The organism is Streptomyces sp. NPDC058620 (genome assembly GCF_042717135.1).
In the GTDB taxonomy this organism is placed as follows: Bacteria; Actinomycetota; Actinomycetes; order Streptomycetales; family Streptomycetaceae; genus Streptomyces.
In genome coordinates, this window is record NZ_JBHXQO010000007.1 from 13,297 (window position 1) to 27,502 (window position 14,206).

Consider the following 14,206-nt stretch of genomic DNA (forward strand, 5'->3'; position numbering starts at 1 on the left):
ACCCACCGCCGGGCCCCCGCCAACGGGGTGGAGGGGAGCGCAACGGCTCCGTGAACTCTTGCTCTCAGTGCGCTCCGGTGCCGGTGAGGGACTTGACCTCCAGCTCGGCGTACTTGCCCTTGTCCGGCTCCTCCTTGGAGATGAGGGAGCCGGCCCAGCCGAGCAGGAATCCGAGCGGGATGGAGATGAGGCCCGGGTTCTCCAGCGGGAACCACGCGAAGTCGACGCCGGGGAACATCGACGACGGCTTGGAGGAGACGACCGGGGAGAACAGCACCAGCAGGACGGAGGAGGCGAGACCGCCGTAGATCGACCACAGGGCGCCCTGGGTGGTGAAGCGCTTCCAGAACAGGCTGTAGAGGATCGTCGGGAGGTTGGCCGAGGCGGCGACCGCGAAGGCGAGGGCGACCAGGCCGGCGACGTTCATGTCGCGGGCGAGTGCGCCGAGCGCGATGGAGACGACACCGATGGCGACGGTCGCCCAGCGTGCGGCGCGGACCTCCTCCTTCTCGGTGGCCTGGCCCCTGCGGATGACGTTGGCGTAGATGTCGTGCGCGAAGGACGACGAGGAGGCCAGGGTCAGTCCGGCGACGACGGCCAGGATCGTGGCGAAGGCGACCGCGGAGATCACCGCGAGCAGGATGGCGCCGCCCGTGGAGCCCGCGCCGCCGCCGATCTCCAGGGCTGCCAGCGGGGCCGCCGTGTTGCCCGCCTTGTTCGACGCGATGATGTCGTCGGACTTGAGCAGGGCCGCGGCACCGAAACCGAGCACGATCGTCATCAGGTAGAAGGCGCCGATGATGCCGATGGCCCAGTTCACGGACTTACGGGCGGCCTTGGCCGTGGGCACGGTGTAGAAGCGGATCAGGATGTGCGGCAGGCCCGCGGTGCCGAGGACCAGGGCGATGCCGAGCGAGATGAAGTCCAGCTTCGAGGTGCCGGTGGCGCCGTACTTCAGGCCGGGCTCCAGGAAGGCCGAGCCCTTGCCGCTGTTGCTCGCCGCCGTACCGAGCAGGTCGGAGATGTTGAAGTTGAACTTCAGCAGGATCAGGAAGGTGATGAGCAGGGTGCCCGCGATGAGGAGGACGGCCTTGACCATCTGCACCCAGGTGGTGCCCTTCATGCCGCCGATGGTGACGTACACGATCATGAGCAGGCCGACCAGGGCGACGATCGCGATCTTGCCGCCGTCGCTGGTGATGCCGAGGAGCAGGGACACCAGGACGCCGGCGCCTGCCATCTGGGCCAGCAGGTAGAAGATCGAGACGACGATCGTCGAGGTGCCCGCTGCGGTCCGGACGGGGCGCTGGCGCATGCGGTACGCGAGGACGTCGCCCATGGTGTAGCGGCCGGAGTTGCGCAGGGGCTCGGCGACCAGCAGCAGTGCGACGAGCCAGGCGACCAGGAAGCCGATGGAGTAGAGGAAACCGTCGTATCCGAAGAGCGCGATGGCGCCCGCGATGCCGAGGAAGGACGCGGCGGACATGTAGTCGCCGGAGACCGCGAGGCCGTTCTGGAAGGCGGTGAACTGGCGTCCGCCCGCGTAGAAGTCCGAGGCGCTCTTGGTCTGGCGGCCGGCCCAGACGGTGATGAAGAGGGTCGCCACGACGAACACCGCGAACAGGGTGATGATCAGCGGCCGGTGCTCGCTCGCGCCTTCGGCTGCGAGCTGGACGCTGGGGTGGGCGAGAGCGGCGGCGCTCATGCGTCGGCCTCCATACGGGACTTGATCGCTGCGGCCTTCGGGTCGAGCTGGGTGGAGGCGTGGCGCGAGTAGAGCCAGGCGATGAGGAACGTGGTGACGAACTGGAGGAGCCCGAAGACGAGGGCCACGTTGATGTTGCCCACGACCTTGGTGCCCATGAAGTCGCCGGCGTAGTTGGACATCAGCACGTACAGCAGATACCAGAGCACGAAGGCGATCGTCAGGGGAAAGGCGAAGGCGCGGTGCGAACGGCGCAGCTCACCGAACTCCGCGCTCTCCTGCACCTCGATGAATGCCTCGGTGGTGGGCTGGACGGGCCCCGTACCGGTGGTGGGCTGGACAGGCCCCGTAGTGACCGGGGGCGGGGGCGGGGGTGCATCGGTAGCCACGGATTCTCCTCGCGACGCGGGTGCGGTGGTGGGAAGGTCGTTCTTCAAGGGGGACCTCTGTATGTCGGGGGCGGTGGTACGACTCCCCTGACAACGGCACGGAGAGCGGTGCGAAGCGGTTCACCGCTGCCCTCCCTGTCTCCAACTCACCTCTTTGGCCGCATGTCCGTAACGACACGCATCGAACTAACTTGCCCTTAGTCATTGATGCGCCGGGATGATCAGGGATAACTTCACTCGTCATGTACTCGACCGGTCACACCCGTGTCCGGTCGACTGGCACGGATGATGTGGAGAACCCATGGCTCATCTGGCATCCAGACGGACACGCGCACTCGCGCTGCCCGTCGGACTTGCACTCACCGCTTCGCTGGGCTTCCTTCCGACGGCGGTGGCCTCGGCCGCTCCGACGGACGGACCGTCCACCGCCGCGGTCACGACCGACGGGCCGAAGCTGTCCTACGTCGTCAACACCAAGACCGGCTCAGGTGCGGTCAAGCAGGTCAAGAAGGCCATAGCCGACGCGGGCGGCACGGTCGTGATCTCGTACGACCAGATCGGCGTCATCGTCGTCCACTCGCAGAACCCGGACTTCGCCAAGACCATCCGCCAGGTCAGGGGCGTCTCATCGGCCGGTGCCACGCGCACCAACCCGATCGTGCCCCAGGCGACGAACGACGTGGGCGCTGCCGCCCAGGCGCTCTCCGCCGACGAGGCGGCTGCCGCGGCGGCCGACGCGACGGCGGGTCAGGACCCGCTGGAGCCCCTGCAGTGGGACCTGCCCGCCATCAAGGCGGACAAGGCCCACGCGATCTCGCAGGGCAGCAAGAAGGTCACGGTCGCCGTCATCGACACGGGTGTCGACGACACGCACCCCGACCTCGCGCCGAACTTCGACCGGGCGGCCTCGGCGAACTGTGTGACCGGTGCGCCGGACACCACCGAGGGTTCGTGGCGGCCGATGGCCGGCGAGAGCGACCACGGCACGCATGTCGCCGGAACCATCGCGGCGGCGAAGAACGGCGCCGGTGTGACCGGTGTCGCGCCCGGCGTCAAGGTTTCCGGTATCAAGGTGTCGACCCCGAGCGGCTTCTTCTACAGCGAGGCCGTCGTGTGCGGCTTCATGTGGGCTGCCGAAAAGGGCATCGAGGTGACCAACAACAGTTACTACACCGACCCGTGGCTGTTCAACTGCAAGAACGACCCGGACCAGAGTGCCCTGGTCGAGGCGGTCGGCCGTGCCTCCCGTTACGCGGAGCGCAAGGGCACCGTCAACGTCGCGGCCGCCGGTAACTCGGACCACGACCTGGCCGTCGACGCGATAGAGGACACGACGAGCCCGAACGACACCACGCCGGTGACCCGCACGATCAACCCGGCGGAGTGCCTCGACATCCCGACCCAGCTGCCGGGTGTCGTGACCGTCGCCGCGACGGGTGCGAAGGGTCTGAAGTCCTCGTACTCGAACTACGGACTCGGCGTCATCGACGTGGCCGCCCCCGGTGGCGACTCGACGGTGTACCAGCCGCCCACGGCGCCGGCTGTCAACGGACGGATCCTGTCCACGCTGCCGGGCGGAGGGTTCGGCTACAAGGCCGGTACGTCCATGGCGTCCCCGCACGTCGCGGGTGTCGTGGCCCTGATCAAGTCGGCCCACCCGTACGCTTCGGCGTTCCAGGTGAAGTCGATGCTGACTCACCAGGCCGACGCCACCGCGTGCGGTGCGCCGTACGACATCAACGGTGACGGCACGGTCGACGCGGTCTGCGAAGGCTCGACGAACTACAACGGCTTCTACGGAGCCGGTCTCGTGGACGCGCTGGACGCCGTCCGCCGCTGATCCCGGCCGGACGACATGAGGAAGGGCCGGGGACGGCGGTCCCCGGCCCTTCCTGCTGCCCTGGGGTCCTACGGCTTGATGAGCACCTTCAGGGCCGTACGCTCGTCCATCGCCTTGTAGCCTCCGGGCACCCCGTCGAGGCCCACGGTCAGGTCGAAGACCGGCGACGGGTCGATCGTGCCGTCCAGTACGTCCGGGAGCAGTTCCGGAATGTACGTGCGCACGGGGGCGACGCCACCGCGCAGCGTGATGTTCCGGTCGAACATGACGTCGAGGTCCAGGCCCGTGCCGCTGCCGTGCGGGACACCGACGTAGCCGATGGCACCGCCGTCGCGGACGATGTCGATCGCCGTACGCATCGACTGTTCGGTGCCGACGGCCTCGATCACGCAGCGGGCGCCTTCGCCCCGGGTCAGTTCCCGTACGGCGGCGAGGGCCGCTTCACCGCGCTCGGCGACGACGTCCGTGGCACCGAAGGCGCGGGCGATGTCCGTACGGGCACTGTGGCGGCCGAGCGCGATGATCCGCTCGGCGCCGAGGCGCTTGGCGGCCATGACGCCGCACAGGCCCACCGCTCCGTCGCCGACGACGGCGACCGTGCTCCCGGGCTTCACGCCCGCGCCGACCGCGGCGTGGTGGCCGGTGCCCAGCACGTCGGAGAGGGCCAGGAGCGAGGTGAGCAGCCGGTCGTCGGCCGCGGCGGCGGCCGGGAGCTTGACGAGGGTCCCGTCGGCGAACGGCACCCTGACCGCCTCGCCCTGGCCGCCGTCGGAGCCGGCCGATCCCCAGAAGCCGCCCTGCGGGCAGGAGGTGGTGAGGCCCTCCTCGCAGTAGGTGCAGGTGCCGTCGGACCAGACGAACGGGGCGACCACGAGGTCACCGGCCGCGAAGCCGTTGACCTCGTGGCCCGCCTCTTCGACGATGCCGAGGAACTCGTGCCCGATGCGCTGACCGGGCTGCCGGGCGGACTCACCCCGGTACGCCCACAGGTCGCTGCCGCAGATACAGGCCCGCAGGACCCGCAGGACCACGTCGGTGGGCTGCTGGATCGTGGGGTCGGGCACCTCCTGCACACGGATGTCGTGGGGAGCGTGGATGACGGTGGCGCGCATGGGGAGAGTCCTTGCCTGTCTCAGATGTTGATAATCCGTTCACGGTACGCCCCGCGGCCGTCGTCCGGACCGCTTCCCGCCACCTGCGCGGGGCGGGCGAGAACGCCTGTGGTCAGGAGGTACTGCGCGGCGATGTAGGTCAGCATGATCCAGAAGTCGGGGGCGGGCAGCTGGGGCCAGTCCGCGATGCCGGTGGCGATCAGGGCGTCGGAGAGCAGGAAGAGCGCCCCGCCGAGTGCCGCGTACCGGCCGAGGGTGCCCGCCCGCCAGGCCATGGCGGTGAGCAGCAGGCTGTAGCCGGCCATCGGGATCCGCATGTCGGCGGGAAGATCGGACCAGATCAGCACGAGGAAGCCGGTGAGGACGGCCGCGTACCCGATGCCGGCGGTCACGGAGCCCCGTGCGCGGCCGAACAGCCGCAGGTAACACACGTGGCCCGCGGCGAACGAGCCCATGCCGAGGAGGAAGGCGATGTCGTGGCCGGGCATCAGCAGGGTGTCGCCGCCCCAGCCGAAGAGCAGCGCGGCAAGGAGCAGCCGGGGGCCGCGGCGGGCGGCGGCGTACGCGGCGAGCAGCGGCATCAGCAGGGGCTTGGCGACGAGGTGCGCGAGGGGGATGTCGGCCAGCACGCCGACGAGGTCGACGGCGGCGGCGAGGAGGAAGGCGAGGAACAGGGGACGGACGAGCCGGTCCCGGCGCGGAACGGGAGTGCTCATCGGGTGCCTTCCGGGGTAGCGGCTACGGGGGCGGCGGTTACGGCGCCGGTGGTGGCGGGGGTAGCGGCGGCGGTGACGGCGCCGGGGTTCGCGGGCTGCCAGCCCGGTCCCCGGAATACCCGTCCGGCACGCTCGCGCCAGGTGCGCGCCGCCCGGACGTCGCGGGCGATCGCCGCGTACTCATGGGTGGCCACGCGCAGCGGGTTGTTCGTCGCGATGTTCTTGGTCAGCCCGAAGACGGGCCGCTCGGTCTCGGGGGTGAACGAGCGGAACAGCCGGTCCCAGACGATCAGGATGCCGCCGAAGTTGCGGTCCAGGTAACCGCCCTGGGAGGCGTGGTGCACCCGGTGGTGGGAGGGCGTGTTGAGTACGTACTCGAAGGGCCGGGGCAGCTTGTCGACGCGCTCGGTGTGCACCCAGAACTGGTAGACGAGGTTGACCGCGGAGCAGAAGGCGAGCGCCGCCGGGTGGACGCCGAGGGCGATGAGCGGGACGTAGAACGGCCAGACGGTCAGCGAGGTCCAGGGCTGGCGGAGCGCGGTGGTGAGGTTGAACTTCCGGCTGGAGTGATGGACCACGTGGCAGGCCCAGAGGATCCGGATGACGTGGTGCCCGCGGTGGGACCAGTAGTAGAAGAAGTCCTGGGCGAGCAGCATCAGCAGGACCGTCCACCACAGGACGGGGACGCGCAGCGGGGTCAGTTCGTAGACCGCGGTGTAGATCGCGACGATGGGGATCTTCCACAGCAGGTCGAAGACCAGGCTGCCGAGCCCCATGGTGACGCTGGTGGCGGCGTCCTTGGTGTCGTATCCGGCGGCGTCCTCGTCCGGATGGAACCGGTAACTGACCATTTCGACCACGGTGAGCAGGACGAAGGCCGGTATTGACCACAGCACGACATCGGGCAGGTTCGGCTCCATGCGAGCACCGTAGAGGCGCTGGTCGGCCGCCCGCTAGACGTTGTTACCCACAAGTATGCGAGACGTCGTGTCAGCAGTCTTTGGTGACTTCCGCCAAGAACGGCCGGGAGAGCCGGGCGGCCACTTACACGCCCGCCGCTCCGAGCGCCGCCCCCGCCGCGTACGCGACCGCCATCGCCACCGCTCCCCCGCCCATGTTGCGCGGGACGGCGGGCCCCGGCGCCGCCGCTCCCAGCCGGGCGCTCCCCCACCCCGTCAGCGCGAGTACGGCCATGACCGGGAGCACGGTGACCGGCAGCCGCAGCGAGGCGGGCGGGCGGCAGGAGGATCGCGAGCAGCGGCAGCAGCGCCCCCGCCGTGAACGCCAGGAAGCTCGCGCCCGCCGCGTACCAGGGATTCGTCAGCTCGTCGGGGCCGATCCCCAGCTCGACCCCGGCGTGGGCGCGCAGGCATCGCGTCCGGTGAGCTGGAGGGCGGCCTCCCTGGCCACCCCCGCACTCAGCCCCTCGTCCTTCAGCAGGCCGGTGAGTTCGGCGAGTTCGGCGAGTTCGGCCTCGGGTGTTTCCGAGAGCTCCCGGCGCTCGGTCGCCAGCGCCGCCCCTAGCCGTGGGCCAAGTCATGCACCTGTGCGTCCGTCACCCGGGGATGGTCTCACCACGACCGCCCGCCGGCGAGGACCCGTCGGGGCCCGGCCCGTCGAACCGGCCCCCGCCGTAGGGAACTTGCCCGTGCGGCGCCGGGCGGGGTATCTGCGGGGCGCGGCCGCCGTCCGGTTTCCGCCCGTTCACGGAGACGGCCGAATAGGGGACTGTCAGTCGCGGCCCGTATTCTCTGTGACCATGCTCGACGACCGTCAGACCGCAGCGCCGTGGCCGACCGCCTACCCACAGGGGTACGCGGTCGTCGACGTGGAGACCACCGGACTCGCCCGCGACGACCGGATAGTGTCGGCTGCCGTCTACCGGCTCGACGCCCAGGGCAATGTCGAGGACCACTGGTACACGCTGGTCAATCCCGAGCGGGACCCCGGCCCCGTCTGGATCCACGGACTGACCAGCGAGGTGCTGGAAGGCGCCCCGCTCTTCCCCGAGGTGGCCGCGCAGTTGTCCGAGCGGCTCGCGGACCGGGTGCTCGTCGCGCACAACGCGGCATTCGACTGGTCGATGATCGCCCGGGAGTACGCCCGCGCTGCGGTCGTCGCCCCGGTGGAACAACGGCTGTGCACCATCGCCCTCTCCAAGGAGCTGCGGCTGCCGCTGCCCAACCACAAGCTGGAGTCGCTTGCCGCGCACTTCGGCGTGGTGCAGCAGCGCGCGCACCACGCTCTCGACGACGCCCGGGTGCTCGCCGAGGCGTTCCGGCCGAGTCTGCACGCGGCGGCGCTCGGCGGAGTGCGGCTGCCGCTGCTGGAGTGCCGGCCGCTGACCGAGTGGTCGGACTCCCCGGTCACCCCCCGGATCGGTTATCAGGCGTCGCACGGTCAGAACAGCTGGCGGGCCTCGCGCAAGCTCCCGGCGTGCCCGTACCCGAATCCGGGACGGTACGAGACGGACAAACCTCTCATGCAGGGCATGCGGGTGGCGTTCTCCGGGGACACCTCCATCGACCGTGAACTGCTGGAGGACCGTGCCGTGGAGGCCGGACTGCATGTGGCGAGCAGCGTCTCCAGACTGACCAGCCTGCTCGTCACCAACGACCCGGACGCCGCGACGTCGAAGACGGTGAAGGCGAAGTCGTTCGGCACGCCGATCCTGGAGGAGAGCGCGTTCACCCATCTGTTGCGGGACGTGGCGCCGGCGCCGTCATCGGAGTGAACCGGGCGCGACTCGCCCGCCATCCGCTCGCCCGCCGCCGCCCCGCGTCCCACCCTGTGGCGCATGGCACGTTGCGAGGTTTGCGGAAACGACTACGGCATGTCCTTCGAAGTGCACGCGCAGGGCGCGGTGCACGTCTTCGACTGCTTTGCCTGCGCCATTCACCGCATGGCACCCATCTGTGAGCACTGCCGGGTCCAGGTCGTCGGGCAGGGCGTCGAGGCCGAGGGGCACTGGTACTGCGGGGCCCACTGCGCCCGGGCCGAGGGAGAGGCGGGCATCGTGGACAAAGTGTGACGGGCCGGTCCGGCCCCCACTCCCACCCCTCCGTACCGCACCCCATGACCCCGGTTGTACCGTCATGGGGTGTACCGCTTCCTGTTGACCCGGCAGTGGGTGATCCTCACCCTGCTCGCGCTCGTACTGATTCCGACGATGGTCGAGCTGGGTTTCTGGCAGCTGCACCGGCATCAGCACCGGGTCGCCCAGAACTCGCTGATCTCCCAGAACCTCAAGGCGAAGCCGGTCCCGGTATCCGAGCTGACCTCCCCCGGGCACACCGTCCCGCGAGGCGACTACTGGCGCGCGGTCACGGCCACCGGGACGTTCGACACCGCGCACGAAGTGGTCGTACGGCGGCGGACCTCCGACGACGACCGGCTCGGGGCGCACGTCCTGACCCCGCTCGACCTCACGGACGGTGGCACCGTCCTGGTGAACCGTGGCTGGGTGCCGACCGACGGCGACCAGCGGGCGTTCCCCAAGGTTCCGGCCCCGCCCAGCGGCGAGGTGACCGTCACCGGACGGCTCAAGGCCGACGAGACGACGGGCAGCAGCGGCATCAAGGACCTGTCGGGCCTGCCGGACCGCCAGGTCATGCTGATCAACAGCGACCAGCAGTCCGAACTGCTGTCCCGGCCCGTCCTCGGCGGCTACCTCGAACAGACCGGGCCCGAGCCCTCCGGCGGCTCCCCCGAACAGATCGCCTCGCCCGACGACGGCTCCATCGGCCCGCACATGGCCTACGCCGTGCAGTGGTGGCTGTTCGCCGCCGGAGTGCCGGTCGGCTGGGTGATTCTCGTACGCCGTGAGAAGCACGACCGCCAGGAGGCCGCGGCACGTGACGAGAGCGCGGAGGAGCCCGGGCGGCCCGCGTCCGCCGACGCGACCGTCTGACACCCCGCACACCTCCCTCCCAGACGCCGGAAACGACGGTCGGGGAAGCGCGCAGGCCGCCCCGGTCCGCTTAACAAGGCGCAGGTTCGGGAACACGCCAGAGCGTGACCCCACACATCGAGGACTACGCCCTCATCGGCGATCTCCAGACGGCCGCCCTGGTAGGCAGGAACGGTTCTGTCGACTGGCTCTGCCTGCCCCGCTTCGACTCCGGCGCCTGCTTCGCCGCGCTGCTCGGCGACGAGGACAACGGCCACTGGCGCATCGCCCCCAAGGGCACGAACAGTTCGGACACCTGCACGCGGCGCGGCTACGCGGGTGACTCCCTCGTCCTGGAGACGTTCTGGGAGACCCGGACCGGCACCGTCAAGGTGACCGACTTCATGCCCCAGCGCGACAAGGCCCCGGACCTCATGCGGATCGTCGAGGGGATCAGCGGCAGTGTGGACATGAGTTCCGTACTGCGGCTGCGCTTCGACTTCGGCTCCGTCGTGCCCTGGATGCGCCGTTCGCACGGCCACCGGGTGGCGGTCGCCGGACCCGACTCCGTATGGCTGCGCAGTGACCCGCCGGTCAAGACCTGGGGCCAGCAGTTCTCCACCTGCTCCTCGTTCACGGTCGCCGAGGGCGAGCAGGTGGCGTTCGTCCTCACCTGGCACGCCTCGCACGCACCGCGTCCCAAGCTGATCGATCCGTACAAGGCGCTCAGGCACACGCTGTCCGACTGGGCGAAGTGGTCGGAGCAGTGCACCTACCAGGGCAAGTACCGCCAGGCCGTCCTGCGCTCCCTCATCACGCTGAAGGCGCTCACCTACGGCCCGACGGGAGGCATCGTGGCGGCCCCCACCACCTCGCTGCCCGAGGAGATCGGAGGCGTACGGAACTGGGACTACCGCTACTGCTGGCTGCGGGATTCCACCCTGACGCTCGGCGCCCTGCTCTCGGCCGGATATCTGGACGAGGCCGCCGCCTGGCGGGACTGGCTGCTGCGGGCCGTCGCCGGGGACCCGGCGGACCTCCAGATCATGTACGGCCTGGCCGGTGAGCGCAGACTCCCCGAGACCGAGCTGTCCTGGCTCCGCGGTTTCGAGCAGTCACGGCCGGTCCGCACGGGCAACGAGGCGGTACGGCAGCGGCAGCTCGATGTGTACGGAGAGGTCATCGACTCGCTCAGGCTGGCCCGTGACGCCGGCCTCGAGGACAAGTCGCACGCCTGGAAGCTCCAGCTCAGTCTGCTCGGCTTCCTGGAGTCCACCTGGCGCGAACCGGACGAGGGCCTCTGGGAGATCCGCGGGGAGCGCCGCCACTTCGTGCACTCCAAGGTGATGGCGTGGGTCGCCGCCGACCGTACGGTGCGCTCCCTGGAGGAGACCCCCGGCCTGCCGGGTGACGCCGACCGGTGGCGGGCGATGCGGGACGCCGTGCACGCGGAGGTCTGCGAGAAGGGCTACGACCCCGTACGCAACACGTTCACACAGTCGTACGGCTCCAGGGCGCTGGACGCCGCGACGCTGCTGATCGTGCGGACCGGGTTCCTGCCGCCCGACGATCCCCGGGTCATCGGAACGGTGGACGCGGTACGGGACGAGCTGGGCAGCGACGGCCTGGTGCGCCGCTACAGCACCGACGGCGGGTCCGTCGACGGGCTGCCGGGCGGTGAAGGCGCCTTTCTGGTCTGCTCGTTCTGGCTGGCCGACGCACTGCTGCGGACCGGCCGGGCGGCCGAGGCCGAGGAGCTCTTCGAGCGGCTGCTCGCCCTGCGCAACGACATGGGGCTGCTCGCGGAGGAGTACGACACGGTGGCCGGGCGTCAGCTCGGCAATTTCCCGCAGGCGTTCAGCCATATCGGGCTGGTGAACACCGCGGTCGCACTCGCCGCGCAGGACCCGGCAGGATAGGGCCATGGATCTTGGACTGAAGGACCGTGTGTACATCGTCACCGGCGCGACCCGCGGGCTGGGCAACGCCACCGCGCGCGCCCTGGCCGCCGACGGCGCCAAGGTGGTCATCACCGGGCGGGACGAGAAGAGCGTCACGGCGGCAGCCGCCGAACTGGGGCCCGACGCCGTGGGGCTGGCCGCCGACAACGCCGACCCGGCAGCCGCCCAGCTCCTGGTGGACACCGCGAAGGAACGGTTCGGCCGGCTGGACGGCATTCTCATCAGCGTGGGTGGTCCCGCCCCGGGCTTCGTCGCGGACAACAGCGACGAGCAGTGGCGGACGGCGTTCGAATCGGTCTTCCTCGGAGCCGTGCGCCTGGCCCGCACGACGGCCGCAGCGCTCGGCGAGGGCGGGGTCATCGGCTTCGTGCTCTCCGGCTCGGTCCACGAGCCGATCGCCGGTCTGACCATCTCCAACGGTCTGCGCCCCGGCCTCGCCGGGTTCGCCAAGTCCCTGGCCGACGAGCTGGGCCCGCGCGGCATCCGCGTCGTGGGGGTCCTGCCGGCCCGGATCGACACCGACCGGGTGCGTGAACTCGACGCGCTGTCCGGCGACGCGGAGGCGTCCCGTACCGCCAACGAGGCCCGGATCCCGCTGCGCCGCTACGGCACGCCGGAGGAGTTCGGGAAGACCGCGGCCTTCCTGCTCTCCCCCGCCGCGTCCTATCTGACGGGCATCATGGTCCCCGTCGACGGCGGCTCCCGGCACGGTTTCTGACCGCTCCGTGCCGGGCCCGCCCCGGCGTCAGCTCACCCGTTCCGCACGGTGCTTGACTGCCGTCAGGCGGACTTCGGCCGGCAGCTCGTCCAGCCCGGCGGAGTCCCTCGCATGGGCCAGCGCCTCCTCGGAGAGGCCGCGCAGCACCTGGTCCGGAGCCGCGTGAGGCTCCATCAGCAGCCGGACCCTGGCCTGCGGTGCGGAGCGCCGGCCCGTCAGCACGGCTTGGGCGCGCGAGACGCCGTCCAGGGCGCCGGCCTCGTCGGAGAGCACGCCCTCCAGGGCGCGGCCCCGCAGCAGTGCCCCCTCGCCGTCCCCGCTGTCGACCAGCACCTCGGCGAGGCGGGCGCGGCGCAGCTGGGACAGCAGCCACCACAGGGCGAGGACGACCACGACCGCGAGGACCGCGATCACCGTCGGCCACCACCAGCCGCTGTCGCGCCAGCGGTCCCGGTCGGCGTCGCTGAGCAGCACGTCGTTCTTGCCGTCCCAGGGCCACCACGAGGGCACGTTCGCACCGAGCCCCGCGGCGAGGACGGCGCCGCATCCGACGGTCAGCACGAGCCCGGACAGGCCGAGCAGTACCCGGTTGACGGTCCTGCGCACGCCGCTCACCCCTTCTTCGCCGGCCGGCGGACATGCACGGAGAGGCTCGGCGGCTTGGCCAGGCCCAGCTCCTTGATGCCCGTTCCGAGTACGGAGTCCAGGTCGGCCCGTACGTCATCCAGTTCACGGAAGTGCGACACGGCCCGCACCGCCACCTTGCGCCGTCCCATGCTGACCCGCACGGACTGCACTCCGGCCACCTCCACGGCCCGGTCGCGCAGCACCGTGGCGGCGGCGGTGCGGTCGAGCGCCGCCCTGACGCCGGCGTGGTCGCGGCGCATCGGGAGCAGATCACGGAGTCCCGGGGTGGCGGCGAGGACGATCAGCCACAGCCCGAGCGCCGCCGCGACGGCGGCGCCGGTCAGCACCCAGACGTCGTCCAGGGGCCGTTGGGCCAGTTCGTCCGCGAGCGAGCGCCGCCAGCCCATCGCGGGGTGGTCGGCGCGTACCGCCGCGATGTCGTAGAGCAGGAGTCCCGCGCCGCCGAGGACCACCAGGGCGACGAGCGTCGCGGGGATACGGCGCGCGGACCAGAACCTGCCCGCCTTGCCGCCGTGTTCCAGCGTGGGGACGGGGTCGTGCTCGGCGGCCGAGCTCGACTGGTCCAGTTCCTTGACGTCACCCTTGGCCAGGGGGTCGACGGTGGGCAGCCGCTGTGTGCCGCTCTCGGTGCTGCCGGTTCTCCCGGAGCTCTCGCCGTGCCGGGGCTCGCTCATCGGATCCTCCCCTGCGCCGCGGCGCCCGGTCCTGTGGCGTGGAGCCGCTCGACCTGCACGGCCACCTCGGGCACCTCCATTCCCGCCAACGCTCTTACCCGTTCGGAGACTTGGCGACGCACGGCCCCGCACTGGCGGCCGATGTCGGACGGGTATCCGAGCTCCAGACTGACCCGCACGCGGGCCGCGTCCCGGTGGACCGTGACCGTGGCGCGCGGGGCGGCGCCCTCCTCGGGCGGCTCGCTGATCGCCTCTTTGGCCGCCTGGGCGGCGATCTTCGCGACGACCCGGTCGGCGATCCGGGTCTCCCCGCGCTCAGGGGCGGCGACCCGGTCGCTCACCGCCGTCACCGTCGCCGGTCGCCGCGCTCGCGACTCCGGAAGAAGTCGCCGGGTTCCAGGTCGCCGTCCAGGAAGCGGCCGGCGATGAAGCCGACCGCGCCCAGCGCGGCCACCAGCAGAAAGGCCCCGAATCCGCCGAAGTATCCGGCGAATCCCAGTGCCATGCCGGCCAACAGGCCGACCACAGCCATGCTCATCGTGCGCTCCTCAACT

General features: G+C 70.8%; 15 protein-coding genes and 1 pseudogene. 6 read left to right on the forward strand and 10 right to left on the reverse strand.

Annotated elements, in window-relative coordinates; genetic code table 11:
* Window positions 1-64: 64 nt before the first annotated feature.
* The gene (locus ACFWSK_RS09910; protein WP_383783374.1) at window positions 65-1,705 is read right to left on the reverse strand and encodes a cation acetate symporter; all 1,641 of its coding nucleotides are present in this window, start codon (window positions 1,703-1,705) and stop codon (window positions 65-67) included.
* A complete protein-coding gene (locus ACFWSK_RS09915; RefSeq protein ID WP_383783375.1) occupies window positions 1,702-2,094 on the reverse strand; it encodes a DUF485 domain-containing protein in 393 nt (130 codons plus the stop codon). The genes ACFWSK_RS09910 and ACFWSK_RS09915 overlap by 4 nt, the downstream gene beginning before the upstream one ends.
* A 301-nt stretch (window positions 2,095-2,395) precedes the next feature.
* Here ACFWSK_RS09915 and ACFWSK_RS09920 point away from each other — a divergent pair, with 301 nt between their 5' ends.
* Window positions 2,396-3,934 (forward strand): S8 family serine peptidase, encoded by a 1,539-nt coding sequence (locus ACFWSK_RS09920; RefSeq protein WP_383783376.1) that lies wholly within the window; start codon window positions 2,396-2,398, stop codon window positions 3,932-3,934.
* 68 nt (window positions 3,935-4,002) lie between these two features.
* Here ACFWSK_RS09920 and ACFWSK_RS09925 read toward each other — a convergent pair whose 3' ends face one another.
* From ACFWSK_RS09925 to ACFWSK_RS09940, 4 genes and pseudogenes are all read right to left on the reverse strand, one after another.
* Complete coding sequence (locus ACFWSK_RS09925) at window positions 4,003-5,046, reverse strand: zinc-dependent alcohol dehydrogenase family protein (protein ID WP_383783377.1); 1,044 nt, start codon at window positions 5,044-5,046, stop codon at window positions 4,003-4,005.
* A gap of 20 nt (window positions 5,047-5,066) precedes the next feature.
* Window positions 5,067-5,762, reverse strand: coding sequence for a lysoplasmalogenase (locus tag ACFWSK_RS09930; protein ID WP_383783378.1), 696 nt, complete (start codon window positions 5,760-5,762; stop codon window positions 5,067-5,069).
* Complete coding sequence (locus tag ACFWSK_RS09935; RefSeq protein WP_383783379.1) at window positions 5,759-6,682, reverse strand: sterol desaturase family protein; 924 nt, start codon at window positions 6,680-6,682, stop codon at window positions 5,759-5,761. The genes ACFWSK_RS09930 and ACFWSK_RS09935 overlap by 4 nt, the downstream gene beginning before the upstream one ends.
* Before the next feature lie 124 nt (window positions 6,683-6,806).
* Window positions 6,807-7,280 (reverse strand): annotated as a pseudogene (locus tag ACFWSK_RS09940) (VIT1/CCC1 transporter family protein); the annotation flags it as partial.
* 235 nt (window positions 7,281-7,515) lie between these two features.
* On the opposite strand from ACFWSK_RS09940, the gene ACFWSK_RS09945 reads away from it, so the two are divergent.
* The 5 genes from ACFWSK_RS09945 to ACFWSK_RS09965 all read left to right on the forward strand — a co-directional run bounded on the left by ACFWSK_RS09945 (window position 7,516) and on the right by ACFWSK_RS09965 (window position 12,330).
* The gene (locus ACFWSK_RS09945) at window positions 7,516-8,496 is read left to right on the forward strand and encodes a DEDDh family exonuclease (protein ID WP_383783380.1); all 981 of its coding nucleotides are present in this window, start codon (window positions 7,516-7,518) and stop codon (window positions 8,494-8,496) included.
* Window positions 8,497-8,559: 63 nt separating this feature from the next.
* Window positions 8,560-8,793: a hypothetical protein gene (locus ACFWSK_RS09950; RefSeq protein ID WP_383783381.1), complete on the forward strand. Its 234-nt coding sequence runs from the start codon at window positions 8,560-8,562 to the stop codon at window positions 8,791-8,793.
* Between the two features lie 69 nt (window positions 8,794-8,862).
* On the forward strand, window positions 8,863-9,672 hold the full coding sequence (locus ACFWSK_RS09955; RefSeq protein WP_383783382.1) for an SURF1 family protein: 810 nt from the start codon (window positions 8,863-8,865) through the stop codon (window positions 9,670-9,672).
* Window positions 9,673-9,776: 104 nt separating this feature from the next.
* Window positions 9,777-11,570, forward strand: a complete 1,794-nt coding sequence (locus ACFWSK_RS09960; protein WP_383783383.1) for a glycoside hydrolase family 15 protein — start codon at window positions 9,777-9,779, stop codon at window positions 11,568-11,570.
* 4 nt (window positions 11,571-11,574) lie between these two features.
* On the forward strand, window positions 11,575-12,330 hold the full coding sequence (locus tag ACFWSK_RS09965; protein WP_383783384.1) for an SDR family oxidoreductase: 756 nt from the start codon (window positions 11,575-11,577) through the stop codon (window positions 12,328-12,330).
* A 27-nt stretch (window positions 12,331-12,357) separates the two neighbouring features.
* Here the strand turns inward: ACFWSK_RS09965 and amaP are convergent, their stop codons facing one another.
* The 4 genes from amaP to ACFWSK_RS09985 are packed head-to-tail and all read right to left on the reverse strand — an operon-like array spanning window position 12,358 to window position 14,190.
* The gene (gene amaP / locus ACFWSK_RS09970) at window positions 12,358-12,945 is read right to left on the reverse strand and encodes an alkaline shock response membrane anchor protein AmaP (protein WP_383783385.1); all 588 of its coding nucleotides are present in this window, start codon (window positions 12,943-12,945) and stop codon (window positions 12,358-12,360) included.
* A complete protein-coding gene (locus ACFWSK_RS09975; protein WP_383783386.1) occupies window positions 12,942-13,652 on the reverse strand; it encodes a DUF6286 domain-containing protein in 711 nt (236 codons plus the stop codon). Before ACFWSK_RS09975 ends, amaP begins: the two co-directional genes overlap by 4 nt.
* Entirely contained in the window at window positions 13,649-14,002 is a 354-nt protein-coding gene (locus tag ACFWSK_RS09980) for a hypothetical protein (protein WP_383783387.1), read from the reverse strand. The genes ACFWSK_RS09975 and ACFWSK_RS09980 overlap by 4 nt, the downstream gene beginning before the upstream one ends.
* Window positions 13,999-14,190, reverse strand: coding sequence for a hypothetical protein (locus ACFWSK_RS09985; protein ID WP_073720205.1), 192 nt, complete (start codon window positions 14,188-14,190; stop codon window positions 13,999-14,001). Before ACFWSK_RS09985 ends, ACFWSK_RS09980 begins: the two co-directional genes overlap by 4 nt.
* Window positions 14,191-14,206 lie beyond the last annotated feature (16 nt).

Bases quoted from the DNA above. Each gene is read 5' to 3' on its own strand.
- ACFWSK_RS09985 (WP_073720205.1), bottom strand. From the start codon at position 14,190: ATGAGCATGGCTGTGGTCGGCCTGTTGGCCGGCATGGCACTGGGATTC.
- ACFWSK_RS09950 (WP_383783381.1), top strand. From the start codon at position 8,560: ATGGCACGTTGCGAGGTTTGCGGAAACGACTACGGCATGTCCTTCGAA.
- ACFWSK_RS09925 (WP_383783377.1), bottom strand. From the start codon at position 5,046: ATGCGCGCCACCGTCATCCACGCTCCCCACGACATCCGTGTGCAGGAG.
- ACFWSK_RS09965 (WP_383783384.1), top strand. From the start codon at position 11,575: ATGGATCTTGGACTGAAGGACCGTGTGTACATCGTCACCGGCGCGACC.
- ACFWSK_RS09975 (WP_383783386.1), bottom strand. From the start codon at position 13,652: ATGAGCGAGCCCCGGCACGGCGAGAGCTCCGGGAGAACCGGCAGCACC.
- ACFWSK_RS09935 (WP_383783379.1), bottom strand. From the start codon at position 6,682: ATGGAGCCGAACCTGCCCGATGTCGTGCTGTGGTCAATACCGGCCTTC.
- ACFWSK_RS09920 (WP_383783376.1), top strand. From the start codon at position 2,396: ATGGCTCATCTGGCATCCAGACGGACACGCGCACTCGCGCTGCCCGTC.
- ACFWSK_RS09930 (WP_383783378.1), bottom strand. From the start codon at position 5,762: ATGAGCACTCCCGTTCCGCGCCGGGACCGGCTCGTCCGTCCCCTGTTC.
- ACFWSK_RS09910 (WP_383783374.1), bottom strand. From the start codon at position 1,705: ATGAGCGCCGCCGCTCTCGCCCACCCCAGCGTCCAGCTCGCAGCCGAA.